Source organism: Pseudoselenomonas ruminantium, assembly GCF_900113715.1.
GTDB classification, from domain to species: domain Bacteria; phylum Bacillota; class Negativicutes; order Selenomonadales; family Selenomonadaceae; genus Selenomonas_A; species Selenomonas_A caprae.
Genome location: NZ_FOQK01000002.1, coordinates 26,628 through 51,069, shown reverse-complemented (window position 1 = coordinate 51,069; position 24,442 = coordinate 26,628). Strand labels below are relative to the sequence as shown.

Here is a 24,442-nt window from a genome sequence, read left to right as displayed (position 1 = left end):
ACCCCTTAGTCCTTAGATTCCGTTTTCTTGCTTTTTTTCGGACGGGTAATCACTTCATCAACAAGGCCGTAGGCCTTAGCCTCCTCAGCCGTCATAAAGTTATCGCGCTCCGTATCGTTGTTGACCTCTTCCAGCGTCTTGCCCGTGGCATTGACGATGATATCGTTGATGACATCACGGATACGCTGGATCTCACGGGCCTGGATCTGGATGTCCGTAGACTGACCCTGAGCACCGCCCAGCGGCTGGTGGATCATGATGCGCGAATTCGGCAGGGCAAAACGCTTGCCCTTGGCACCTGCCGTCAGCAGCAGCGAGCCCATGCTGGCTGCCTGACCAATGCAGATGGTCGACACGTCCGGTTTGATATACTGCATGGTATCGTAGATAGCCAGACCGGCAGTAACAACACCGCCCGGGCTATTGATGTAGAGGTAGATATCCTTGTCCGGATCCTCAGACTCGAGGAACAGGAGCTGTGCCACGACTACATTGGCTACATTGTCGTCAATCGGACCGCCCAGGAAAATGATGCGGTCTTTGAGCAGGCGCGAATAAATATCATACGCGCGCTCGCCCCGATTCGACTGCTCTACTACCATTGGTACATAACTCATAGATATACCCCCATTATCAGGGTCTGCTTACTCAGCAATGCTATCGATGATGAACTGTGCCGTCTTCTTGCGGAGTACGGATGCAGCCAGATCGCCGATACGACCCTGCTCCTTGATGATTTTCTGAACCTGCTGCGGCGTAGCGCCATAAGCAGCTGCCATAGCAGCAACTTCTGCATCCAGATCCTTAGCTTCAACCTTGATATCCTCAGCTTTGGCAACTTCTTCCAGCATGAGATCCGTCTTGACGTTCTTCTCAGCCGTCTCACGGTAATCCTCACGGATCTTGGCGATGTCCGTGCCAGCATACTGCAGGTACTGCTCGAGCTTCATGCCCTGCTGCTCGAGGCGCATAGCCATTTCCTGGATCATGGACGTTACGCGGTTGTCGATCATGACAGCCGGGATGTCAACCGTCGTGTTGTTCGTAGCCTGCTCGATTGCAGCGCTCTTCTGGTCATTCTCAGCCTTGCGCTCAGCGTTCTCCTGCAGGTTCTTGCGGATGTCAGCCTTGAGCTCATCGAGGGTCTCGAAGGTGCTGACTTTCTTAGCGAGCTCGTCATCGATAGCCGGCAGCTCTTTCTGCTTGATGCTGCGGACCGTGCATTTGAACGTAGCGTCTTTGCCAGCCAGCTCTTTTGCATGGTACTCTTCCGGGAACTTGACGTTTACTTCCTTCTCCTCGCCGATCTTAGCGCCGATCAGCTGCTCCTCGAAGCCCGGGATGAAGCTGCCAGAACCGATCTGCAGCGGATAGTCCGTGCCCTTGCCGCCCTCGAAAGCCTCACCATCGACAAAGCCCTCGAAATCCAGCGTCGTGAAGTCGCCATCAGCAACAGCAGCGCCCTCCGGAGCATCAACCATCTTGCCCTGACGATCCTGGAAGTTCTTGAGCTGTTTCTCAACGTCTTCGTCTTTGATCTCAACAGCAGCCTTCTCTACTTTGAGGCCTTTGTATTCGCCGAGCTTGACTTCCGGACGCGGCGTAACCGTAGCCTTGAATACGAGATCCTTGCCGTCCTCAAGCGTAACGATATCGATGTTCGGGCGCGTTACCGGCTCGATCTTCTGCTCAGTCAGAGCCTCATCGAAAGCTTTCGGAGCTACGAGATCGAAAGCTTCCTGCATCAGAGCATCCATGCCAACGTGACGCTCGACAATCTTGCGCGGAGCTTTGCCCTTACGGAAGCCCGGGATATTTACACGGTTAGCCAGACGTTTAGCTGCACGCTCAACCGCCTTGGAAACCTCTGCTGCTTCAACTTCAATCGTCAGAGTAACCTGCTGGTTTTCACCATTCTCAACCGTAACCTTCATTGTCTGAAATGACCTCCTGTAATATCTGTTTCTAGGTAACGACACAATAAAACTATTTTACCATCTACTATGTCATACTCCTGTCATAATAACATAAAGTGCGCAGAAACACAAGATGTTCTGCGCACAGTCATAAATATTTGTCAAAAAGTCAAAACTTACTTCACCAGGCTGCTCATGCGTTCAAGCGGAACCGTAAGATCCACATGACCGCCGAGCGTCTCCACCTTGTTCCCCTCAATCAGGATCTGCACCTTTTTGATCTCCGGGAATTCCGTCAGCGTGTTGACCACAGAGCCGACCAGCATCTCTTCTCCCGTCGAGCCGCCCGTGAAGTGCTTGACAAGATCCTGGTTGAAGTCAACATAGGCCGTATCACCCTTGACCTTGACGCTCTTGACCTTCGCCTGCTTCGGGATGATCGTGGTCTGTCCCTTCTGCTTCGTACCGGTCAGCAGGGATTTCATCGCCGCTGCATATTTGCCCGCAGCATCGGTTTTGATGGTGCGCTTAACGGCAACGAGCTTCAGTCCCTGGTCATCCGGATAGTAGACCTTGATGTCCAGTTCCTTCGCCGCCTCTTTCTTATCGGCCGAGGAGACAGCCGCACTGCCAGCCGATACTGCCCCATTGCCAGAAACAGACGCCGAAGAGCCGTTCACCGTCCCCTTCTCGTTGTTCGGATCGCAGCCAGCCGTCACCAGCAAAGCCAGCGTCATCATCGCCAGCAGGATGTATTTCATTCTTTTCATCATCTATCACCTCTTCATATATCAAGCGCTGCGGAAATAGCGGGATATCGCCCGGGCAACAGCCATGGCCATTTTCTGCTGCTGGCTGTCCGAATCCAATAACCGTTCTTCCCGATAATTGGAAATAAAGGCCAGCTCGATAAGCGAGGACGGCATATTCGTATGCTTGATGACATAGAAGTTCGCCGTCTTCACGCCGCGGTTGAACAGCCCCATCTCCTTGTCGAGTTCCTCATTGAGCAGTGCTGCCAGCCGCTTGCCCTGCCGCGAACCAGCGTAATGATACGTCTCCATGCCATTAGCCGAAGGATTCGAGAAGGAATTGCAGTGGATCGACACAAAGATCTCTGCCGAAGGATCGAAATTGGCTACATTGCAGCGCGCTTGGAGTTCCTGGGCCGCTGTACTGTTAGGCCCATAGACATCCACATCCTTCGTGCGGGTCATGACCACGCGGGCACCGGAGTTCTGCAGGATCGCCTGCACCTTCTTAGCTACCGCCAGCGTGACTGTCTTCTCAGCCACCCCCGTCGGGCCCACGGCACCGCTGTCACTGCCGCCGTGCCCTGCATCGATGACCACCGTATGTCCCTTCACGCCACCGACACTGCCTGCGGCAGGTTCCCCTTCGGGCTCCAGGATATCGATGACCAGCCGGTACGGCTTCTTGGCCTTGCGGTCGCGATCCAGCGTATAAACCTTATAATTTTCCGCCTGTACATCACTTGTGAAATCGATGCGTACCTGCGTATGATTGCGCTGCAATTCCGCAATGCGGACACGGCTGGCCAGACTGCTTTTCATTTTGATTGTCTTGCGCAGCTCACCCGGCATCGTATTTTCCATATCAATGACCAGCTGCTTTGTCAGATACGGTCTTGTCGAGACCTTGTACTCGAGCTTGTCACGATCCATGCCAATCTCAATGCGCAGGGCCTTGCGGCCATCAACGGTCGTCTCCGAAGTCTGGAAATAGTTCAGCTCATGATCCTGCACCGGACGTGCAGCTTCCGCCGCCCCCGGCAGCAGCATCATGACAGCCAGCAGGACGATTCCCGCCCAACTTGCCCAGCGGAATAGCGTATTCATCAAGGTTCCTCCTTAGTTTCCCCAGCCTCTTACTCTTTGAGCAGATCCAATGCTTCCTGTTCAGCCTGTTCTGTCGCTTCCTTATCATAGGAAAGCTCCAGCTTCAGATAGTCGCCTTCCCCTACCTGTTCGGGCAGGCAGCTCACAGGAAAGTTTACCTTCTTCATGTCATCACCGAGCAGCAGGACAGCCAGATCGCCCTCTATCCGGTCGATATATGCGCTTATCATTGTGCCGCCCCCTGTTCTGCCGTCACCTCATAGCTATTGCCATCGGTCGTCACCGTTATCGTGCCATTCTTATCGGTCTCATAGACCTTGGCCTTGAAGACCTCGCCTTTGTCATTCTTGACAATCTTCGTCTTCTTCGTCTTGCCATCGCGGCGGTCCGTAAACTTCGGCTCAGCCAGATAGCGTGCCAGGATGTCCGGATGCGGATGTCCATAGTCGTTGCCCTGACCGCAGGAAATCAGCACCGTCTCCGGCCATACGGCCTTGAGGAAATGCACCGACGATGCCGTAGCACTGCCATGATGGCCAGACTTCAGGATGGTGCTGCGCAGATCTGCCGAATGTGCTGCCAGCAGCTTCTCCTCCGCATCTTTTTCCGCATCCCCCGTCAGCAGCATGGAAAATCCACCACATACGAGCTTCCCGACCACCGACTCATTGTTCGGATCGTGCTTATACCCCGGGGCAGCTCCCTCTTCCGACAGCTTGATCGACGGATACATTGCCTGGAACGACACACCGCTGCCCAGATCCAACACATCGCCATCCTTGAGCGCATGGCGCTTGATGCCCTTGGCCTTGAGTTCCTTCATATAGCCGATGTAGATCTTGGACGTCGACGGCATGCCGTTGTCGTAGACCTCACCGACTTCATATTCCTTGAGCAATAACGCCATGCCACCGATATGGTCAGCATGCGGATGCGTCAGGATCACCTTGTCGATCCTCTTGACGCCAGCCTTGTCAAGCTCGCGCTTCAGCTTGTCGCGCTCATCGACATCACTCGTATCGACAAGCACCGTCTGCTCGGCCGTCTGCACGAGGATAGCATCCCCCTGCCCGACATTGAGCATCTTTACGGTCAGCTTGGCCGCCTGGGAACTCTCCACGGCAGCCGCCGTGCTGCTGGCTGCGGAGCTGCCGCCCGGCGCAGCGCCACAGCCAGCCAGCACCGCGGCTGTCAGCATGACCAGCCCCAGTATTATCCCTATTTTCTTTCGCATGTCTGTCACCTCAAATCACCTGCAAGATATGACGATAAATCCCCTCGGCCACGCCATCCTCATCTACGGATGGCAGGACAAAGTCAGCCTTGGCCTTGAGCTCATTGCCGGCATTGCCCATGACCAGGCTGGTACCGACCGCATCCATCATCTCCAGATCGTTGAGCCCATCGCCGAACGCACAGCTGTCAGCTGCAGGAATCCCCAGATGCTCCAGCGCTCGTTCGATGCCCGTCGCCTTCGAGACATCCGCCGAGTATATCTCCATATATTTGAGCAGCGTCGGATCGATGAGACCTGTAAGCCCCGGCCAGGCCAGCAGCTCATGGAACAAGCCTCCCGCGTGCGGCGTCTCCGACAGGAACTCGATCTTGCCAATCTGCATTCCCGCCAGTGACGGGTCATACTCACGCACAAAATGATCCAAGCGGATATCGATAGAAGTGTATACCTTCTCCAGCGCCTTGTACTCCTCCTTCAGATAGACCGCAGGATGACTCTCAAGGATGTATTCCACCTGATTCTGCTCGGCTGCTGCAATCATCTTCTGCACCGTCGCCAGCGGCAAGTCCTGCCGGAAGATGACCTGGCCTTCGACCAGCACGACAGCGCCATTCATCAACACATGCCCATCAAACAGATCCGGGTCGCGCATCTCTTCGCTCAGATAGGCATAGGGCCGTCCCGAAGCGATGAACGTATGATGGCCAGCCTTGCGCAGCGCGCGGATGGCATCCTTCACCGGCGCGCTGATATGCGTCTGCTGGCGATGGATGTTGATGAGCGTACCATCGATGTCAAAGAAAATTGCCTTTCTCTTATCCGTCATGAAAAAAAAGACTCCAATCTCTAGTAAACATAGAAGTATATCCACCTCTATACTACTAAAAATCAGAGTCTCATTCAAGCACTTTCAGGCTTCCAGACGCCTGTTGCCTGTTTTTTAATCTACATGCACCTGCTTGGCCTCAGCAGACTGGCAGAGTTTCTGCTCCGCTGCCAAGAGCTCCTTGGCAGCTTTGAGCTGGAGCTCAACCTGTCCATAGGAAGTGCCTCCCAGCGAGTTGCGGTTCTTGACACAGGTCTCAGGGCTGATAGCCTCCTTGATATCATCGCCGAAAAGCGGCGAGAGCGCCTTGAACTCCTCGATGGTCATATCCTCGAGATACTTGCCCTTAGCGATGCAGTCATGCACCGCCGTGCCCGACACGGCATGTGCCTTGCGGAATGGCATGCCCTTCTTGACGAGATAGTCAGCCAGGTCGGTCGCGTTGGAGAAGTCCTCCGTCACCGCCTTCATCATGACATCCTTGCGCACCTTCATGCCGCGGATCAGCTGCGCGTAGACAGCCAGGCTGAACTTGACCGTATCAATGGCATCGAAGATGCCTTCCTTGTCTTCCTGCAAATCCTTGTTATAGGCCAGCGGCAGGCCCTTGACCGTCGTCAGCATCGCCATCAGATGGCCGATGACACGGCCGCTCTTGCCGCGGACAAGCTCGGACACATCGGGGTTCTTCTTCTGCGGCATCATCGACGAGCCCGTGCAGTGCGCATCGTCCAGCTCCACAAAGGAGAACTCGCGGCTGCACCAGAGGATCGTCTCCTCTGAAAGTCGCGACAGATGCACCATCAGGATCGAAGCCGCGCTGAGGAATTCGAGGATATAGTCGCGATCGCTCACGGCGTCGAGACTGTTCGTATAGATATTCTCGAAGTTCAGCTGCTTGGCGACAAACTCGCGGTCAATCGGGAACGTCGTGCCCGCCAGGGCTCCCGCCCCCAGCGGCATGATGTCAGCCCGCTTGTAGACACCCTCGAACCGTGCGAAATCGCGCGAGAGCATCCCGAAATATGCCAGCAGATGATGGGCAAACAGGATGGGCTGCGCACGCTGCAGGTGCGTGTAGCCCGGCATGATGGCATCGCCATACTTCTCAGCCGTCTCCACCAGCGCCTGCTGGAGGTTCTGGATTTCCTTCTGCACCTCCACGACCTGACGGCGCACATACATGTGCGTATCGAGCGCCACCTGGTCGTTGCGGCTGCGCGCCGTATGCAGGCGTCCGCCAGCTTCGCCGATGGCATCGGTCAGACGCTTCTCGATATTCATATGGATATCTTCGAGGTCCACCGAAAAGTCGAACTTGCCATCTTCAATCTGCTTGAGGACATCCTTGAGCCCGGCGATGATCTTATCCTTATCCTCTGCCGAGATGATACCGCATTTAGCCAGCATCGTCGCATGGGCGATGGAGCCTGCGATATCCTCGTGGTACATCCTCTTGTCAAAGCTTATGGAGGCCTGGAACTCATTGATCATCTCATCGGTGGTCTTTGTGAACCGGCCGCCCCACATTGCCTCACTCATTTATTCGTCTTCTCCTGCATCAGGGCGCGAACCTTGAGCGGCAGGCCGAACAGGTTGATGAAGCCCGTGCCATCTGCCTGGTTGTAGACATCATCATGTTCAAACGTCACGAATTCCTGGCTGTAAAGCGAATACGGGCTCGTGCTGCCTGCAGAGATGATGTTGCCCTTGTAGAGTTTGAGTTTGACAGAGCCCGTGACCGTCTGCTGCGTGCTGTTGACGAAAGCATCGAGAGCCTCGCGCAGCTGGCAGAACCACATGCCATCATAGACAAGCTCTGCATAGCGTACGCCGACCGTCTGCTTGTAATGATACGTTGCGCGGTCAAGGCAGAGATACTCGAGCTCACGATGTGCATAGTAGAGCAGCGATCCGCCCGGATTCTCGTAAACGCCACGGGACTTCATGCCGACCAGGCGGTTCTCGCAGATATCGACGATACCGACACCATTGCGCGCACCGATCTCGTTGAGCTCCGTCAGAAGCTCCACAGCGCCCATCTTCTTGCCATTCACTGCCACCGGCTCGCCCTTCTCGAAATCGATCGTCACGTATTCCGGCTTATCCGGTGCATCTTCCGGCGCCTTGGAGATCAGGAACATGCTGTTCTTCGGCTCGTTAGCCGGATCCTCGAGGTCAGAGCCTTCATGGGAAAGATGCCAGATGTTGCGGTCCATGGAGTAGGTCTTGTTCTCCGTTGCGATGGGGATGCCATGTTTCTTGGCATACTCGATCTCAGCGCTGCGGGAATCCAGATCCCACTCACGCCACGGAGCGATCAGCGTGATGTTCGGAGCCAGTGCCTTCACCGTCAGCTCGAAGCGGACCTGGTCATTGCCCTTGCCCGTAGCACCATGAGCGATAGCATCCGCGCCTTCCTGCTTAGCGATCTCGACGAGTTTCTTCGCGATGATCGGACGTGCAAAGGACGTACCGAGCAGGTATTTATCCTCATAGACAGCACCGGCCTTGAGCGTCGGCCATACATATTCTTTCAGGAACTCTTCCTTGAGGTCTGCGATGTAGACCTTGGAAGCACCAGACTTCAGGGCTTTATCGTGGACGACATCGAGCTCATCGCCCTGGCCGACATCGGCGCAGGCAGCGATGACTTCGCAGCCATCATAGTTTTCTTTGAGCCAGGGAATGATGACGGAGGTATCAAGACCACCGGAATAAGCGAGTACGACTTTCTTGATCTGTTTCTTTGCCATAGAAAATTACCTCTTTTCCTCAACCTTCAAATATCAATCAGCACATGGTGAGTGCCATAATAGCTTTCTGGGTATGCAGGCGGTTCTCCGCCTCATCGAAGATGACATCGGCATTAGCCTCAAGCACCTCTTCGGTGATTTCCTCACCGCGGTAGGCCGGCAGGCAATGCATGACGATGACACGTTTGTCGGCGCCAGCCAGCAGCTCCTTGTTGACCTGATACGGTGCAAAGATCTTCTTGCGGGCATCGTGCTCATCCTCCTGGCCCATGCTGGCCCAGGTATCGGTGACGACGATATCTGCATCCTTCACGGCCTCTTTCGGGTCCGTGACAAGCGTGATCGACGCCCCCGTCAGTTTGGCATCCTCGATGGCCTGCTTCGTCACCGTCTCATCAGGACGGTAATCCGCCGGCGTCGCAGCGACGAACGTCATGCCGGTCTTGGCACAGCCATACATGTAGGAGTTCGTCATATTGTTGCCATCGCCGACATAGGCCATCTTGAGCCCCTTGAGGTTCTTGCCCTTATGCTCCTGGATCGTCAGCAGATCCGTGAGCACCTGGCAGGGATGCAAAAGGTCAGTCAGAGCGTTGATGACCGGGACATCCGCCCACTTGGCCAGCTCTTCGACACGGTCATGACCAAAGGTCCGGATCATGATGCCATCGAGATAGCGGGACAGCACGCGCGCCGTATCCTTGATCGGTTCGCCGCGGCCGAGCTGCAGGTCACGGTTCGAAAGGAACAATGCCTGTCCGCCGAGCTGATACATGCCCGTCTCAAAGGACACGCGGGTCCGCGTCGACGACTTCTCGAAAATCATCCCGAGCGTCTTGCCCTTGAGCAGGTGATGCTCGATGCCAGCTTTCTGCTTGGCTTTGAGTTCCTTGGCCAGTGCCAGGATCTCCTGCACTTCATCCACCGACAAGTCGTGGATAGATAACATATCTTTCCCCTTCAGCATCAAACAACCTCCATTACTGTAAATCATGTCCGTCACTATTGCATATTATAGCACTTTAGTTTTCACTTGTGAAGAGAATTTCGGAATTATTTTGTATACATATGCAAGAATCATGCATATTTTCTTAACACATCATCGAGGACAGCCACGACCTCATCCACCTGCTCCTGCGTGATGATGAGCGGCGGGATGAAGCGCAGCACCTTGCCGACCGTGCAATTGATGATGGCGCCCTTTTCCAAGCAGTCATTGACAATATCGCGTCCATGCTCAGCGCTCGTGAGCTCTGCCCCCAGGATGAGGCCCGTGCCGCGGACCTCCTTGATGAGCGTTGGATATTTATCCTTCAATGCTGCAAGTTTATCCTTGAAATACGAGCCCACCGTTTCAACATTATGCAGGAACTCCGCCTGCGGGACTGTATCGAGCACGACATTGGCAGCTGCGCAAGCCAGCGGGTTGCCGCCAAACGTCGTGCCATGATCTCCCGGCTTGAAGGCGGCCGCAACCTCATCGGTCACAATAAAGGCGCCGATCGGCACGCCACCAGCCAGCCCCTTGGCCAGGGTCACGATATCCGGCTTGACGCCATACTTCTCATAAGCAAAGAACTTGCCCGAGCGGCCGATGCCCGCCTGGATCTCATCGAAGATCAACAGAGCATGATGCTTGTCGCAGAGCGCCCGCACCTTCTTGAGATAGTCATTCTCCGGCGTATAGACACCGCCCTCGCCCTGGATCGTCTCCAGCATGACGGCAGCCGTCTTGTCACTCATCAGCGACTCGAGTTCCTCGATGTCGTTGTAGTGCACATAATCGAAGCCAGCCGGCAGCGGGCCGACGCCTTCCTGATAATGCGGCTGGCCCGTAGCCGTGAGCGTCGCCAGCGTACGGCCATGGAAGCTGTTCCAAGCCGTGATGATCTGCGACTTCTCGGGATCGATCGCATGGGCATATTTGCGCGCGATCTTGATGGCACCCTCGTTGGCCTCAGCCCCCGAGTTGCCGAAGAATGCCTTGCCCAGCCCGCTGAGCTTCACAAGCTTGGCCGCAGCATCAGCCTGGGCCTGTGTATAATAAAGATTCGAGCAGTGGATCAGCTTGCCCGCCTGCTCCGCCACTGCGTCAACGAGCGGCTTATACGCATGCCCCAGCACATTGACCGCAATGCCGCCGAGAAAATCGATGTACTTCTTGCCATTGTTGTCCCAGACATAGACGCCTTCGCCATGGTCGAGAACGATCTTATAGCGATTGAATACCGGCACATAGCTGGCCTTGTCCGTCGCAAATATTTCCTGATCCGTCTGTTTCATAAACTACTCCTTATATCCAAACACGCTTACCGGACCACCTGCGTACCAATACCCTGTGAGGTGAAGATCTCCAGGATGATGGAATGGTCGAGACGCCCATCGATGATATGCGTCTTGCCCGCCCCCTGCTCGAGTGCCTTGAGGCAAGCCTCGACCTTCGGGATCATGCCGCCAGCGATGATGCCCTCACGGATATATTGCCGGGCTTCCGGCAGATGCAGCGTCGAGATGAACGTGCTCTTATCGTTGAAATCCTTATAAATGCCCTCGATATCGGTGAGCAGCAGCAGTTTTTCTGCTTCGAGAGCCCCCGCCAGCTCTGCTGCCACATAATCGGCATTGATATTGTAGCTCTCGCCATCACTGCCGACGCCGATCGGTGCAATGACCGGCACATAGCCCTGGTCCAGCAGGTCTTCGACGATGGCCGTGTCGACCTTGTCAACCTCGCCGACATAGCCGATATCCACCTGCTTCGATTCATCCCCCTCATAAACCGTTGCGAGCTTCTTGCGTGCCGCGATGAGGCCCGCATCCTTGCCGCTGAGACCTACAGCCCGCACGCCGCGGCGATTCAGGAGATTGACGATTTCCGAGTTGACCTTGCCATCGAGCACCATCTCGGCAATCTCGACGGTCTCCTCATCGGTCACGCGCAGCCCGGCCACAAAGGAGGACTGCTTGCCGACTTTCTTGAGGAAACCTGTGATTTCGGGACCGCCGCCATGGACGATGACCGGACGGATGCCGACATATTTCATCAGCGCAATATCCTGCATGACCTTTTCCTTGAGGTCATCATTGATCATCGCGTTGCCGCCATATTTTATGACAATGGTCTTGCCATAGAATTCCTGGATATAGGGCAGCGCCTCAACGAGAATGGCCGCTTTGTTTTCTGGTGTAAACATACTCTCTCCCCCTGCATCATCAGGTGTGATATTCGCCGTTGATTTTCACATACTCATAGGAGAAATCACAAGTCCAGACCGTAGCCTCTTCCTCGCCAGCGCCCATATCGATATCGATGACAATATCGTGCTCCGCCATGACCTTGCGCAATGCCTCTTCATCGAATTCTGCACCGACGCCATTGGCATAAACCGGAATATCACCGAATTTCACGACGGTCTTCTGGGGGTCCATCGACACGCCGGCATAGCCGACAGCGCAGATGACGCGGCCCCAGTTCGGGTCCTCGCCAAAGAACGCCGTCTTCACCAGCGGGCTCTTGGCAACGCTCATGGCGATCGTCTTGGCATTAGCGAACGACGCTGTGCCCTTGACATTGACCGTCAGGAACTTCGTCGCACCCTCACCGTCAGCAGCAATGCGTTTGGCCAGTCCCTGGCACATCTCCTGCAGCGCTGCCTTGAAGGCCTCATAGTCCTCGCCTTCCGTGGTGATCGTTTCATTGCCAGCCGCACCATTAGCCAGAACGATAGCCATGTCGTTCGTGCTCATGTCACCGTCAATCGAAATCATGTTGAACGATACCTCGACAACCTCCGAGAGCGCCTTCTGCAGCAGCGAGCTCTCGATGGCAGCATCCGTCGTGATGAAGCAGAGCATCGTCGCCATATTCGGCTGGATCATGCCCGAGCCTTTGGCAATAGCCCCCAGGCGGACCTGCTTGCCGCCCAGCGTGACCTCTGCCGTGCAGGTCTTCGAATACGTATCCGTCGTGATGATGGCGTTGCCAGCCTTCTCGCTGCCATTTTCATCAAGCTCTGCCACTGCCTGCTTGATGCCGCTTTCCATCTTGTCCATCGGCAGGTTGACGCCGATGACGCCTGTCGAAGCGACAATGACATCACTGGGCTTGCAGCCCAGCGCCTCAGCCGTGATCTGCTGCATAGCCTGTGCATCCTTTTCGCCCTGCTCCCCCGTGCAGGCATTAGCACAGCCAGCGTTAGCCGTGATGGCGTGCGCCGTGCCAGTCTTGACCACCGCCTTCGAAGCAAATACCGGCGCTGCCGCTACGGCGTTCTGGGTGAACGTACCAGCAACAGCTGCTTCCTTCTCTGTATAGATGACAGCCACATCGAGGTTGCCGCTCTTCTTGATGCCAGCCTTGACGCCAGCTGCTTTGAATCCCTGCGGGAACGTTACGCCCGCTTTCGCATTCTGTTCGTTGATCATAGCCAAAATCCTTTCTATACCATCAGGGATACATCGGCACGTAGTCGAGTCCCGTTTTTTCATCAAATCCACAAGCGATGTTGAAATTCTGCACTGCCTGCCCCGCTGCACCTTTGACGAGGTTATCGATGACCGAAAGCACGATCACGCGCTTCGTGCGCGCATCAATATGCCAGGCAATGTCACAGAAATTCGAGCCGCGCACATCCTTCGTCGATGGATAAGCACTACGGCCGAGCAGGCGGATGAAATGCTCCTTGCCATAGAGCTTCTCAAAGGCCGCATCGACCAGCTCCGGCTGCACGCCCTCTTTGAGAGTCGCATAACACGTCGAGAGGATACCTCGCGACATCGGCACGAGGTGCGGCGTGAAGTTCAGCACCGTCGGCTCCCCGGACAGGTCCGTGATGGCCTGCTCGATCTCCGGCGTATGTCGATGCTTGGCTACGTTATAGGCCCGGAAATTATCGTAGAGCTCCGGGAAGTGGTTCGGCTGCTTGGCCGAGCGCCCCGCGCCCGATACGCCCGACTTGGCATCGATGATGATCGTATTGACATCGATAAGATGCTGCTTGGCCAGCGGCGCCAGCGCCAGGATGCTCGCCGTCGTGAAGCAGCCTGCATTGCCGATGATCTTGGCCTCGCGGATTTTCTCACGGTACAGCTCAGCCAGGCCATAGACCCGCTCTGCCTCCGGATGCGTATGCGGGACATGATACCAAGCCTCATAGACCGAGGTATCCGTAAAGCGGTAGTCCGCACCGAGATCAATGATGCGCACCGGCTTGCCAGCCAGTGCCCTGCCCACTTCCATCGCATGGCCATGCGGCAGACCGATGAACACGAAATCGCTATCCTCACCGATACGCTCGATCTCCTTCATGCTCTCCAGCTTCATATCGTAAAGCCCTCGCAAATGCGGGTAAAGATCGCTGATACATTCTCCCGTATGGCTTTCCGAGGTGATGTGTACGACCTCTGCTTCGGGGTGGTTGTACAAAATGCGTAAAAGCTCGGCGCCAGCATACCCTGTCGCGCCCAGGACACTAACTTTCATACGTTTTCCTCCTCCAACTTGTTCTTCTGGAATGGATAATCCTCTTATAGTTTACTGCTACGAGGTGTACTATGTAAAGCATGTTTATAATTATACATCTTGTATGCATATTTTTGCAAGCGTTTTTCGAAAAATATGCAGCGAAGCGTGAAAAAAGCGAAAATCATGCTATAATATAGAGCATCTACAACAAAGGAGCATTACATGAAAAAATCAACAAAACGGAAGATACGTTTCCGCATCTTCCGTTTCATCTTTTTGCTGTGCCTTATTTTTTTCCTGGCATTCTTCCTTGCCGGCGGCACCTCCGTGTTCTCGCCGCGCACCTGGCAGCATTTCGGGGACTTCCTGCCGAAGCTCGAAAGCCAGCTGCCAGCTATCCAACAGACCACCGAGCCGGTGCCGATTGGCACGGTCGACCGCCTGAGCCGCATCATCTTCATCCGGCGTGCCGTAGCCAGCCGCATCAATCCGGATACCTATGTGAAGCTGCGCGATATCCCTGTATCGCTCCAGCACGCAGTCGTCGCCGTGGAGGACAACCGGTTCTACAGCCATCACGGCTTTGATCCCCAGGGCATCATGCGCGCCACCCTCGTCAACCTCCAATACGGCCAGATTGAGGAGGGCGCGAGCACCATCACCCAGCAGCTTGTCAAGAACCTCTTCCTCTCCCATGAGCAGTCCTTCGGACGCAAAGCCGAAGAACTGCTGCTGGCCCTCGACATCGAAGCCAACTACAGCAAGGATGAGATTCTCGAGCTTTACCTCAACACCATCTATTACGGCTCCAACTTCTACGGCATCGGGCCGGCAGCCGACGGCTACTTCGGCAAGCGTCCTGCAGAGCTGCAGCTGCCCGAGTCCGCCATGCTGGCAGGACTGCCCAATGCTCCCTCACTCTACTCGCCCTACGTCGACTTCATGATGGCCAAGAAGCGCCAGTTCATCGTCATCGATGCCATGGTGCGCAGCGGCTACCTCGATGAACACGAAGCCGAGTCCGCCAAGATCAAACCAATCTATCTCGCCCACTAAAAAAGAGAACCCTCTCACTTGAGAAGGTTCTCTTTTTCGGTTATCCCGCTTATTTTTTCTTGTTGTTATTTTTGAGCTGTTCCGTTGCTGCACGGTCAAAGTGCTTATAGAACTGCTGGCAAAGGTTCGTGAACGTCTCCACATTGTCTTTCTCGCTGCGGTTAGCGCGAATCTCATAGGTATAGAGCAGTTCATTCGTACCGGCTTTGTACACATCGAAGAAGAACGTCGTACGGCTGTTATTGGCAACCGTCAAAACGACATAAGCATCGGCGTATTTACTAGCATTCTCTTTATACGTCTTAGCGGCCTGACGGCGGTCGAGCGATTTGAGATCCGTATTGGCTGCCGACTTGATATTCTGGGCAATCTCATCATAAGACAAGACATACATACGGGATACCTTGCTGGAATCGTATTCAATCTGAAGCAGCGCAGCCTTATCCGGAGCGTCCTTCTCAACCGGCTGATACAGCGGAGCTGCAATAGCGAGGCGTTTTACGGCCGTAATATCTGCACCTTCCTGGATAGTTTCCTGGTCTGCATTGGCAAAGGCTACCTGCGTGCTAAGTACAACCATGCAGGCAATAACCAGCATCTGAATGATTTTTCTCATGGATCAATTCCCTCCATACTGAATAAATTTCGCGAATCCCTATCGCATTCTTCTCTATTCTACACTATTTGCGCCGATTCTGCCAGTCATTTTCTGAAACTTTAATGAATGCTGAATGTTAGCCCTGGGGATAAATCCGCTTTTCCACAGCCTTGGCCGTAGCTGTCACAGCCAGCCCGCCCTCACTCGTCTCGCGCAAGGATTTCGGCAAGGCCTTGCCAATGCGGTTCATCGCTTCGATGACCTCATCGACGGGGATGAATGACTGCACACCAGCCAGCGTCATATCCGCTGCCAGCATCGCCTCCACCACGGCAAAACCATTGCGCTTGACACAAGGCACCTCGACAAGCCCAGCTACAGGATCGCAGACCAGCCCCAAAAGGTTCTTGATGGACAGCGCACAGGCATTGCCGACCATCGCCGGCGTCCCGCCGGCAAGTTCTACCAGAGCGCCAGCCGCCATGCCAGCCGCGGTGCCGCACTCAGCCTGGCAGCCGCCCTCTGCCCCCGCAATCGACGCATTCTGGTCAACCACCATGCCGATACCAGCCGCCGTGAACAGAGCGCGCACGATTGCTTCATCTGTCAGACCGCGCTCCTCGCGTGCTGCATAGAGTGCCGCCGGCACAATGCCGCACGAGCCTGCCGTCGGGCAGGCGACGATGCGCCCCATGACTGCATTGACCTCACTGATGCCGACTGCATAGGCGGCTGCCGCCAGCGTCTGCTTTCCCATGTAGCCCTTCGCACGATACGCATAGAGCCGCTTGGAGTCACCGCCCGTCAGGCCGCTGACCGAATGCTCCGTATTGACGATCCCGCGCTCGATCGAGGCCTGCATGATCTCCCAGTTGTGCTGCATCCCCGCAAGGATTACCTCACGGCTGCGCTGGCTATCGTGCATCTCCCGGGCAATCACGATCTCATGGATTGGCAGCTCCTTTTCCTCTGCCAGCGCGATAAGCTCTCCCATCGTATTGAAATTTATCATCGTTCTATTCCATCCTTACTTATCCACAGACTGCTCAAATAGCCGGAATCGAAAAGGCATTCTCGACCTCGTAGACCTCACGGCACTCGTCGACCACCTCTTCAGCGGGCTGATCGTCAAGCTCCATGATCATCATGGCCGTCTCCCCACGATTCTGCCGCGATACGCGCATAAACGCGATGTTTACCTCATAGCGCGAGAGAATCTGCGTGACCTGCGTGATGACACCTGGACGGTCGCGATGAATCGTGATGAGTGCTGGATATTGACCGGTCAATTCCACCGCATAACCGTCAATATTCGTAATCATGATATTACCACCGCCAACTGAAGCCCCGCGCACACGCGCCACACGGCCGGTAATCCCCACGAGATAAATGACCGCCGTATTGGGATGGGCCTCCTCGAGATTGACCGGCTGGAAACTGTACGCCAGCCCCTGTTTATCGGCCAGGGACAGTGCATCGCGGATGCGTTCATCATCCGGGGCAAAGCCCAGGATGCCCGCAATCAGCGCCTTATCCGTGCCATGGCCGCGATACGTGCGCGCAAAGGAGCCATGCAGATTGATTTCCGCCCGCACCGCCGGCTCGCCCAAAATCTTACGCGCCATAAGTCCCAGCCGCACCGCTCCTGCTGTATGCGAACTCGAGGGGCCGATCATCACCGGCCCGACAATATCAAAAACTCCGTGCATATTACCACCTCAACAGATAAAGCCTTCCCCCGCAGGGGAAGGCTTCATTGACTAGTCATTCTTACTTCAGCAGGCCATGATTGCGCAGCGCAGCTTCGAGCTGGCGCTCATGCTCCGGCTCCATCTCACAGAGCGGCATGCGCAGCGGACCGGCATTGTAACCGAGCTTGCGCATAGCAACCTTGACTGGAATCGGATTGACTTCGCAGAACAAGGCATCGATAAGATCTGCATAAGCAATCTGCAGATCCGCCGCCTTCTTGACATCACCGTCAAAATAAGCCTGGCACATATCATGCGTATCTTTCGGTGCCACATTCGAAAGCACCGAGATGACACCCTGGCCGCCAAGCGACAGGATGGGCACGATCTGATCGTCGTTGCCCGAATAGATGACAAGATCATCGCCAACAGCAGCCTTAAGGCGCAGGATCTTCGACAGATCGCCATTAGCCTCCTTGACCGCTACGATATTCGGCACTTTCGCAAGCTCGACATACGTAGCTGTCGTGATACCAACGCCCGTGCGTGACGGTACATCATACAGGATAATAGGGATATTGACAGCCTCGGCAATCGCCTTGTAATGGGCGATGAGACCTTTCTGCGTGCATTTGTTGTAGTACGGCGTCACAACCAGCAGTGCATCAGCACCAACTTCCTCGGCGTACTTGGACAAGGATACCGCATACGACGTCTCATTCGAGCCCGTACCGGCAATGACCGGGATACGGCCCTTGACCTGCTCGACCGCGAACTTGATGGCCGCGCGATGCTCAGCATCGGTCATCGTAGCTGACTCGCCCGTCGTGCCCGTGATGACGATGGCATCCGTACCACCAGCAATCTGATCCTCGATGATACGCCCCAGCTCCGGGAAATTGATACCTTCCTCTGTATACGGCGTGATGATAGCGACGCCTGCACCTCTGAAAATCGGTTTTTTCATCAAAAAGCCCCCTACAACATTATCCTGTATAGCCTATCTTTTCCTAACATTATCACATGATACGCGGCGAAAGTCAACGCAAAGCCCACGCTAAAAGTGCCTTTAAAGGGCAGGTCTTACCTCACCGAATACCGCTTGATTCTCCTCGATTTTCTGCTGGCCGCCGAATACGCAGAGCACCTTCTGTGCCATGCAGTCCTCGACCAGGCCGGCAAGATTGCGGATATCCTGCTGCCGCGCATCAAGGATCTGCTCGCGGCTCTTCTGACGATCAGCCTTTGTGATGCCGCGCAGCCAGCATGTAGCCGCCGCACTGCCCTTCATCTGCGGCGTCAGCGGCGTATCGATACCACTCATCGTCCCGATGATGAACTTATCCATCTCCCGCTCCGAAGCCTCGAAATTACGGATATAGTCAGCCGTGCCCGCAAAGACATCCAAGGTCTCCGCGAGATTCGGGTCGCGGTACGAACCGAAATACATCATGCCATTGCGGTTGAAGCTCGTGAAGGCACCATAGGCACCGCCCTGCACACGGATCTTCGTCCAGAAGTAATCATAACGCAACAGCGTCTCCAGCACATGCATGACACCCGTGAAGGAGTAACCAAGCTTCAGGAAATTCGCCCCCTGGCCGACATACTGGACGCGGCTCGACGAGGTCAGGCCCTCATTGCGGGCAGCCAGCTCCCAACGATACGCCTGGGCCGGGAAGTCTGTATGGCAGAGCTCTTGCTGGAATGCCGCAAACACATCAGCAAAGGCCTTGTAGTCGCTCTCCCGCTCGGTAAGCGACAGGATCAAACGATTGCTGTTGAAGAGTTTCGGCAGGAGCTCTGCAAAGACAACCTGCATCTTCTCCATGCCAGCATCGAAGTCAGCCAGGAACTCCTTCACGAACTGATAGAAGGGCAGCCCGCCCTCATCCGCATAGCGGCCAGCTGGCGAAAGATAGCCTGCCAGACGCGATGCCACGACCTGATGCGCCGAGCGCTGCAGGTTGAGCTCCATCGCTGCCTGCTCCTGCTCCAGCAGCTCACGCACGCGCTTCTTGTCCGTGAACCGGCTCTGCGTCAGGATTTCCTGCAGCAGCTGCAGCAGCTCCGGGAGTTTTTCCTTGAGCACCTTCGCCTTGATCTTGAACTTCGGCGCACAGGAATCCGGCTCACCATTCTTCGTATACGTCACGATATCATAGGTGATGCCACCAGTATGCAGGTTCTTGAGATTTGCAAGCTCTGCATAGCTATGATCCTTCGTGTCGACACTGCCGATGATCTCACTGAGCAGGAACGCATAGGGCAGCTGCTCCTGCGGCACCGTCTGGGCATCGAAGAACAACGTCAGATACACGATGCCATGCGTCTCGACATCACTGAACAGCACCTTCGTGCCTGCAAGGTCAAGCTCCTTGAGCGGCAGCTCATACGCCTCGCGGCGGATATCCGAGAGCTTCAGCACCGGGATCGTCGCCAGCGCTTCCTCAGTCTCCGGGCTCTGCTGGCGCTCCTTGAGGGCCTTCGTCGCTGCGATGATGTCCGCGATCTCCTGCTCGCTCAGCGCCGCCTTCTTGGCCGCCAATTCCTGCTCCTGCTCAGCCTCACGCTCAGCAGCCATGGTCTGGCTCGGTGCGAGCGTCAGCAGCGTCGCATGGGTATTCTGCAGGAAATACTTGCGGATAAGCCCCTCGAAATAGCCGTTGTCCAAGCCTTCCTTCATCGCCTGCAGGATCTTCTCATAACGCAGGACTTCCTCCGGCTCGCCATCGTAGAGCCAGGTCTTCATCGCACGGATGCCATAGATGAGCCCCTTCGGCGCCGAACCGAAATCCGACTCACGCAGACGGAACTCCAAGAGGTTCAGCGACGCCTCCATCAGCGTGCGGTCCAGACCCTCATCGGCGAGCTTCTTGAGCGTCGCCATGACCAGCTCATAGAAGGTATCGGCGCGGTCAATCTCTGAATTGCTCACAATGATGCTGAAGAACGGCTGCAGCATATCCTCCTCGAAATTCGAGTCGACATCCTTGCCGATCCGGGCATCGATCAGCGCCTTGCGCAGCGGAGCTGCCGGCGTGCGCAAGAGCGCATGCTCCAGGATCTCGAGCCCCATCATATCCACGACATCAAGGCTCTCGCCAACCACCCAGTTGAGCGACAGGAACGTCTTCTCCGCCGTCTCCTCATCCTTGCTGACCGGATACTCCTTAGCCACACGCTTGAGCGCCGCAAAGGAGGGCTGACGGTCAATCTGCGATGCCACCTCGATGCGGTCAAAATGGCTCAGATACTCCGCATCAAGATACGCGAGCTTTTCCTCGATATCCAAATCGCCATAGAGATAAATGTAGCTGTTCGACGGATGATAATACTTGCTATGGAAATCCACGAACATTTCCTGCGTAAGCTGCGGGATTGCCTCAGGATCGCCGCCCGACTCATAGCCATATGTCGTATCGGGATAAAGCGACGTCATGATACGGCTCTCGAGCAGATCATCGGGAGCCGAAAGCGCGCCCTTCATTTCATTATAGACGACACCACTGTATGTGAGCGGCTCATCCGGCGTCTCGATCTCGTAATGCCAGCCCTCCTGCATGAGGATCTGCGGATTCTCGCGCATATTCGGATAGAATACCGCATCGAGATAGACATCCATAAGATTCTGGAAATCCTTGTCATTGCGGCTCGCCACTGGATACATCGTCTTATCCGGATACGTCATCGCATTGAGGAACGTATTGAGTGAGCCCTTGACGAGCTCGACAAACGGTTCCTTGAGCGGATACTTGCGGCTGCCGCAAAGCGTCGAATGCTCAACGATATGCGCAACACCCGTATCATCTACCGGCGGCGTGCGGAACGAAATCGAAAAAACCTTATTATCATCGTCATTCTGCAGGAAAAAGACCCGCGCCCCCGTCTTTTCATGCTCGAAAATCCAGGCCGTGGAATCAGTCTCCGGCAAATCACTTTTGCGTATTACCTTGAAACCATGAATCATATCGCTAATGGTCAACAAATCTCCCCCTTATCTATCGGTCAATCTCTACTATTATATCACATCGCACCCGCACGTAGTAACCCCTGCAATTCCTCACGCGTAACCGCATAGGTACCGACGCGCGCCACGACCCTGCTGGCTGCCAGATTCGCCAGATACGCGCCCTCGCGGGGATTCAGCCCGCCAGCCAGGGCCAGCGCGAACACCGCCGCAATCGTATCGGTAGCACCGAGCACATCGAAAAGCTCCTGGGCCTTTGTCGGGATATGCTTGACCACATCATTTCCCACCAGCGACAAGCCCTTCTCCGACCGCGTCACGATGACATTGCGCACGCGGTACTTGCGCATCAGATAATGGGCCGCCTTCTCAATCGCCGCATCTTCATTTTCCACGGGCTGCAGCAGCACCTGATTCACGCGTTTCATATTCGCCACCACATAGTCCGCATGCGCATAGTTTACCCAGTTATGCCCGCTCATATCGACCACGACCGGCACGCCATGGTTATGGCAAAGCTCAATGATTTTCGCGCACGACTTCTCCGTGCAGGCACCATTATCATGATCGGAAATGACCACGCAGTCAAGGCTCTCATTGAGCCTGCCGCCGATGTACTGCTGGAACGCCTCCGCATACACCTCAGCCACCGCGCCGACCTGCTCAAAATCCAGGCGGAACATCTGCTGGTTGCCGCTCATGATACGCACCTTCGTCGTCGTCGGACGATCTGTGCGGATAAGCCCCGCGCTGTCGATGCCATGATCCGCCAGCTTCTCGACCATGCTCACACAATGCGCATCATCGCCGACGAACCCCGACAGCCCCGTCTGGCAGCCCAGCACCGACAAGTTGTAGGCGATATTAGCCCCGCCGCCAAGCTTCTCATCCGACGAATGTACCCGCGTAATCGGCACCGGCGCCTCCCCCGAGATACGCGTCACTTCTCCATAATAATACTTATCCAGCATAATATCGCCAACCACCAGTACCTTGCAGGACGAAGTCTTCTCCTCCAAAAATTGGCAAAGTCTCTGATTATCCATAACCATTCCCCTCCACACCAGCATAATTTATGCTTATGTATTCGTCCTTATATCATCAAAATCCTGCCGAAATTCTGCCAATGAACCGCCTGTATTGCTGAATCTGCCTGCAAAAAAATACGGAGCTAAAAAAGCTCCGTATTCCATAAATCTAATGATTCAATTATTTTCTCGTCAGTTTGCCATTCGCAGCCAGATTGTATTTGACACCATTAGCGAGCTGGACCGTCGACAAGCTGCTACCTGCCTTCCAACCGGAAATGCTAAGCGTATCGCTGCAACCCTTGATGCCCAGCGTCATAACACCCTTCACGCACTTCGCCGTGACCTGCTTGATGTCTCTAACCCCATAAAGATACGCTACATCCGTCTTGCCCGACTTGAGCACCGTATCCCTGCCATCGCCTTTCGCGAACCAAATGCGATCTGCGCCTGCACCGCAGGTAATTCTATCATTTCCTTTGCCAGCGCGGATTTCACTGCCAGCCTGGCCAGCGATAATCGTATTGTTCTGCGCATTGCCCACAAGCGTTGCCTTGACTCTAAGCTTGTTCGCATTGAGCGTTACTGCGTTAGCAGCATAAGAAGCAAGATTATAATTACCACCTACGTTAGTCGTCAGCGCCGTCAACGTACGGTTGCCCGTATTATACGAAACCGTCTGTGCCAACGTTCTCTTCTGCGGGGATCTCTCGCCCTGGATACGGATACCGCCCATCGTTGCACCATTCTTGAAACGAAGCGAACCGTTGCCGTGATTTGCATGCCACTTATTCTGGCCAATGGTAACCACTACATCTTTACCATCAAGCGTCACACTCTTGATATCACCAGCATCCTTGCCTACACCAACTATATCTTTCTTGGCATTGAAATTAACCAGCGTATCGTTGTTATCATCATTGTCGTAATAGATATAGTCAGCACCATTACCACAATAAATCGTGTCGTTGCCGTCGCCGCCCTTGATATTGCTGCCATAATTGCCTGCATAAATAACATTATTTCCGCGGTTTCCTGCAATATACACATGCGTTCTCACAGCACGAGCATCAAACGTTCTGAGGTTCTCGTTATACTCACTCATATCAAACTTATTCGAGAAGCTGCTGTTGGCTACTACTCTGGTCCAATCCATCACCTTGCCATTTCTAGCATAGCTGGTATTTTTCGGCAGTTCCTTATAGAAATTAGCCGTCTCCACTTTACTGGATCCCTGAATGCGGAAACGAACCGATTTGTTCACCATATTCTTTAAAGTCAGCTTCGTATTTCCCAGACGAGCAACCAAATCATTGCCTACCAGAGAATAACCTCGCCAGTTCTTAGCCTTGGTATTGACTTTCTTATCGATTTCAAGGATGTCTCTGTTGCTGTCATAATTATAAACAACGTTACTGCCATCGTTCGCATCCACGCGGATGACATCCGTGCCTTTGCCCAGATAAATCGTATCGTTGCCACGGCTCGGCTCAATCAGGCTGCCATAATTGCCCGTGTAAATGACATTATTGCCATGATTACCTGCAATAGTAATATAACGTCTCACATTGCGCGCATCAAACGTCTTAAGATTTTCGTTGTACTCACTCATGTCAAACTTGCTAGCGGAAAAACTAGCATTGGCCACTACTCTTGTCCAATCCATTACCTTGCCATTCTTAGCATAGCTGGTATTCTTTGGCAGCTCACGGTAAAAATTAGCCGTTTCCACTTTATTGCTGCCCTGCACACGGAATCGTACGCTCTTATTGACCATATTTACCAAGTTAATCTTCGTATTGCCCAGGCGCATAACCAAGTTATTCCCCACAAAAGAATAGCCTCTTACGCCATCAACAATCTTTACACCCTTTTCAATCTCCAGAATATCACGGCTGCTGTCATAGTTGTAAACGACATTGTTTGTGCCGCTGTTCAGGCCCGTACGGATAACATCCGTCCCCTTGCCCAAACGTACCGTATCATTCCCTTTCGTCAGGATAATTGTGCCACCCTTGGCATTTGCAGTGAAATTACTCAT

Annotated in this window: 22 protein-coding genes; 1 reads left to right on the top strand and 21 read right to left on the bottom strand. The window is 54.5% G+C overall.

Annotated features, from left to right (window positions below; genetic code table 11):
• Positions 1-5: 5 nt before the first annotated feature.
• The 14 genes from clpP to argC all read right to left on the bottom strand — a co-directional run bounded on the left by clpP (position 6) and on the right by argC (position 14,076).
• Complete coding sequence (gene clpP, locus BM181_RS01355; protein WP_075441741.1) at positions 6-617, bottom strand: ATP-dependent Clp endopeptidase proteolytic subunit ClpP; 612 nt, start codon at positions 615-617, stop codon at positions 6-8.
• 27 nt (positions 618-644) lie between these two features.
• Complete coding sequence (gene tig, locus BM181_RS01350) at positions 645-1,934, bottom strand: trigger factor (RefSeq protein ID WP_075441739.1); 1,290 nt, start codon at positions 1,932-1,934, stop codon at positions 645-647.
• 158 nt (positions 1,935-2,092) lie between these two features.
• Positions 2,093-2,686, bottom strand: a complete 594-nt coding sequence (locus tag BM181_RS01345) for a GerMN domain-containing protein (RefSeq protein WP_075441977.1) — start codon at positions 2,684-2,686, stop codon at positions 2,093-2,095.
• A gap of 21 nt (positions 2,687-2,707) precedes the next feature.
• Positions 2,708-3,775, bottom strand: coding sequence for an N-acetylmuramoyl-L-alanine amidase family protein (locus BM181_RS01340; protein ID WP_075441737.1), 1,068 nt, complete (start codon positions 3,773-3,775; stop codon positions 2,708-2,710).
• 29 nt (positions 3,776-3,804) lie between these two features.
• The gene (locus BM181_RS01335) at positions 3,805-4,005 is read right to left on the bottom strand and encodes a DUF3006 domain-containing protein (protein ID WP_075441735.1); all 201 of its coding nucleotides are present in this window, start codon (positions 4,003-4,005) and stop codon (positions 3,805-3,807) included.
• Entirely contained in the window at positions 4,002-5,009 is a 1,008-nt protein-coding gene (locus tag BM181_RS01330; protein ID WP_075441733.1) for a ComEC/Rec2 family competence protein, read from the bottom strand. The genes BM181_RS01335 and BM181_RS01330 overlap by 4 nt, the downstream gene beginning before the upstream one ends.
• A gap of 10 nt (positions 5,010-5,019) precedes the next feature.
• Positions 5,020-5,838, bottom strand: a complete 819-nt coding sequence (locus BM181_RS01325) for a Cof-type HAD-IIB family hydrolase (RefSeq protein ID WP_075441731.1) — start codon at positions 5,836-5,838, stop codon at positions 5,020-5,022.
• Positions 5,839-5,952: 114 nt separating this feature from the next.
• Positions 5,953-7,380, bottom strand: coding sequence for an argininosuccinate lyase (argH, locus tag BM181_RS01320; RefSeq protein WP_075441729.1), 1,428 nt, complete (start codon positions 7,378-7,380; stop codon positions 5,953-5,955).
• Positions 7,377-8,594: an argininosuccinate synthase gene (locus BM181_RS01315; protein WP_075441727.1), complete on the bottom strand. Its 1,218-nt coding sequence runs from the start codon at positions 8,592-8,594 to the stop codon at positions 7,377-7,379. The genes argH and BM181_RS01315 overlap by 4 nt, the downstream gene beginning before the upstream one ends.
• Before the next feature lie 37 nt (positions 8,595-8,631).
• Positions 8,632-9,561, bottom strand: coding sequence for an ornithine carbamoyltransferase (gene argF / locus BM181_RS01310; protein ID WP_075441725.1), 930 nt, complete (start codon positions 9,559-9,561; stop codon positions 8,632-8,634).
• A 110-nt stretch (positions 9,562-9,671) separates the two neighbouring features.
• Positions 9,672-10,877: an acetylornithine transaminase gene (locus BM181_RS01305; RefSeq protein WP_075441723.1), complete on the bottom strand. Its 1,206-nt coding sequence runs from the start codon at positions 10,875-10,877 to the stop codon at positions 9,672-9,674.
• A gap of 26 nt (positions 10,878-10,903) precedes the next feature.
• A complete protein-coding gene (gene argB, locus BM181_RS01300) occupies positions 10,904-11,788 on the bottom strand; it encodes an acetylglutamate kinase (protein WP_075441721.1) in 885 nt (294 codons plus the stop codon).
• A 19-nt stretch (positions 11,789-11,807) separates the two neighbouring features.
• The gene (argJ, locus tag BM181_RS01295; protein ID WP_075441719.1) at positions 11,808-13,019 is read right to left on the bottom strand and encodes a bifunctional glutamate N-acetyltransferase/amino-acid acetyltransferase ArgJ; all 1,212 of its coding nucleotides are present in this window, start codon (positions 13,017-13,019) and stop codon (positions 11,808-11,810) included.
• 22 nt (positions 13,020-13,041) lie between these two features.
• Complete coding sequence (argC, locus tag BM181_RS01290) at positions 13,042-14,076, bottom strand: N-acetyl-gamma-glutamyl-phosphate reductase (protein WP_075441717.1); 1,035 nt, start codon at positions 14,074-14,076, stop codon at positions 13,042-13,044.
• Positions 14,077-14,280: 204 nt separating this feature from the next.
• On the opposite strand from argC, the gene BM181_RS01285 reads away from it, so the two are divergent.
• Positions 14,281-15,114 (top strand): transglycosylase domain-containing protein, encoded by an 834-nt coding sequence (locus tag BM181_RS01285; protein WP_075441715.1) that lies wholly within the window; start codon positions 14,281-14,283, stop codon positions 15,112-15,114.
• A 49-nt stretch (positions 15,115-15,163) separates the two neighbouring features.
• Here the strand turns inward: BM181_RS01285 and BM181_RS01280 are convergent, their stop codons facing one another.
• The 7 genes from BM181_RS01280 to BM181_RS01250 form a co-directional block, all read right to left on the bottom strand.
• The gene (locus tag BM181_RS01280; protein WP_075441713.1) at positions 15,164-15,730 is read right to left on the bottom strand and encodes a coenzyme F(420) biosynthesis enzyme; all 567 of its coding nucleotides are present in this window, start codon (positions 15,728-15,730) and stop codon (positions 15,164-15,166) included.
• 118 nt (positions 15,731-15,848) lie between these two features.
• Positions 15,849-16,724 carry an L-serine ammonia-lyase, iron-sulfur-dependent, subunit alpha gene (gene sdaAA / locus BM181_RS01275; protein ID WP_075441711.1) on the bottom strand — a complete coding sequence of 292 codons (876 nt, stop codon included), beginning with the start codon at positions 16,722-16,724 and terminating at the stop codon, positions 15,849-15,851.
• 34 nt (positions 16,725-16,758) lie between these two features.
• Positions 16,759-17,421, bottom strand: coding sequence for an L-serine ammonia-lyase, iron-sulfur-dependent subunit beta (gene sdaAB, locus BM181_RS01270; protein WP_075441709.1), 663 nt, complete (start codon positions 17,419-17,421; stop codon positions 16,759-16,761).
• Positions 17,422-17,482: 61 nt separating this feature from the next.
• Positions 17,483-18,370, bottom strand: coding sequence for a 4-hydroxy-tetrahydrodipicolinate synthase (gene dapA / locus BM181_RS01265; protein WP_075441707.1), 888 nt, complete (start codon positions 18,368-18,370; stop codon positions 17,483-17,485).
• Positions 18,371-18,472: 102 nt separating this feature from the next.
• A complete protein-coding gene (locus BM181_RS01260) occupies positions 18,473-21,388 on the bottom strand; it encodes an insulinase family protein (RefSeq protein ID WP_075441705.1) in 2,916 nt (971 codons plus the stop codon).
• Positions 21,389-21,429: 41 nt separating this feature from the next.
• A complete protein-coding gene (locus BM181_RS01255) occupies positions 21,430-22,419 on the bottom strand; it encodes a bifunctional heptose 7-phosphate kinase/heptose 1-phosphate adenyltransferase (protein WP_075441703.1) in 990 nt (329 codons plus the stop codon).
• Positions 22,420-22,582: 163 nt separating this feature from the next.
• Entirely contained in the window at positions 22,583-24,442 is a 1,860-nt protein-coding gene (locus BM181_RS01250) for a calcium-binding protein (protein WP_075441701.1), read from the bottom strand.

Bases quoted from the DNA above. Each gene is read 5' to 3' on its own strand.
- sdaAA (WP_075441711.1), bottom strand. From the start codon at position 16,724: ATGATAAATTTCAATACGATGGGAGAGCTTATCGCGCTGGCAGAGGAA.
- argB (WP_075441721.1), bottom strand. From the start codon at position 11,788: ATGTTTACACCAGAAAACAAAGCGGCCATTCTCGTTGAGGCGCTGCCC.
- BM181_RS01325 (WP_075441731.1), bottom strand. From the start codon at position 5,838: ATGACGGATAAGAGAAAGGCAATTTTCTTTGACATCGATGGTACGCTC.
- argC (WP_075441717.1), bottom strand. From the start codon at position 14,076: ATGAAAGTTAGTGTCCTGGGCGCGACAGGGTATGCTGGCGCCGAGCTT.
- argJ (WP_075441719.1), bottom strand. From the start codon at position 13,019: ATGATCAACGAACAGAATGCGAAAGCGGGCGTAACGTTCCCGCAGGGA.
- BM181_RS01250 (WP_075441701.1), bottom strand. From the start codon at position 24,442: ATGAGTAATTTCACTGCAAATGCCAAGGGTGGCACAATTATCCTGACG.
- BM181_RS01335 (WP_075441735.1), bottom strand. From the start codon at position 4,005: ATGATAAGCGCATATATCGACCGGATAGAGGGCGATCTGGCTGTCCTG.
- BM181_RS01280 (WP_075441713.1), bottom strand. From the start codon at position 15,730: ATGAGAAAAATCATTCAGATGCTGGTTATTGCCTGCATGGTTGTACTT.
- BM181_RS01340 (WP_075441737.1), bottom strand. From the start codon at position 3,775: ATGAATACGCTATTCCGCTGGGCAAGTTGGGCGGGAATCGTCCTGCTG.
- tig (WP_075441739.1), bottom strand. From the start codon at position 1,934: ATGAAGGTTACGGTTGAGAATGGTGAAAACCAGCAGGTTACTCTGACG.
- BM181_RS01330 (WP_075441733.1), bottom strand. From the start codon at position 5,009: ATGCGAAAGAAAATAGGGATAATACTGGGGCTGGTCATGCTGACAGCC.
- BM181_RS01305 (WP_075441723.1), bottom strand. From the start codon at position 10,877: ATGAAACAGACGGATCAGGAAATATTTGCGACGGACAAGGCCAGCTAT.
- argF (WP_075441725.1), bottom strand. From the start codon at position 9,561: ATGCTGAAGGGGAAAGATATGTTATCTATCCACGACTTGTCGGTGGAT.
- argH (WP_075441729.1), bottom strand. From the start codon at position 7,380: ATGAGTGAGGCAATGTGGGGCGGCCGGTTCACAAAGACCACCGATGAG.
- dapA (WP_075441707.1), bottom strand. From the start codon at position 18,370: ATGAAAAAACCGATTTTCAGAGGTGCAGGCGTCGCTATCATCACGCCG.
- sdaAB (WP_075441709.1), bottom strand. From the start codon at position 17,421: ATGCACGGAGTTTTTGATATTGTCGGGCCGGTGATGATCGGCCCCTCG.
- BM181_RS01285 (WP_075441715.1), top strand. From the start codon at position 14,281: ATGAAAAAATCAACAAAACGGAAGATACGTTTCCGCATCTTCCGTTTC.
- BM181_RS01315 (WP_075441727.1), bottom strand. From the start codon at position 8,594: ATGGCAAAGAAACAGATCAAGAAAGTCGTACTCGCTTATTCCGGTGGT.
- BM181_RS01345 (WP_075441977.1), bottom strand. From the start codon at position 2,686: ATGAAAAGAATGAAATACATCCTGCTGGCGATGATGACGCTGGCTTTG.
- clpP (WP_075441741.1), bottom strand. From the start codon at position 617: ATGAGTTATGTACCAATGGTAGTAGAGCAGTCGAATCGGGGCGAGCGC.
- BM181_RS01255 (WP_075441703.1), bottom strand. From the start codon at position 22,419: ATGGATAATCAGAGACTTTGCCAATTTTTGGAGGAGAAGACTTCGTCC.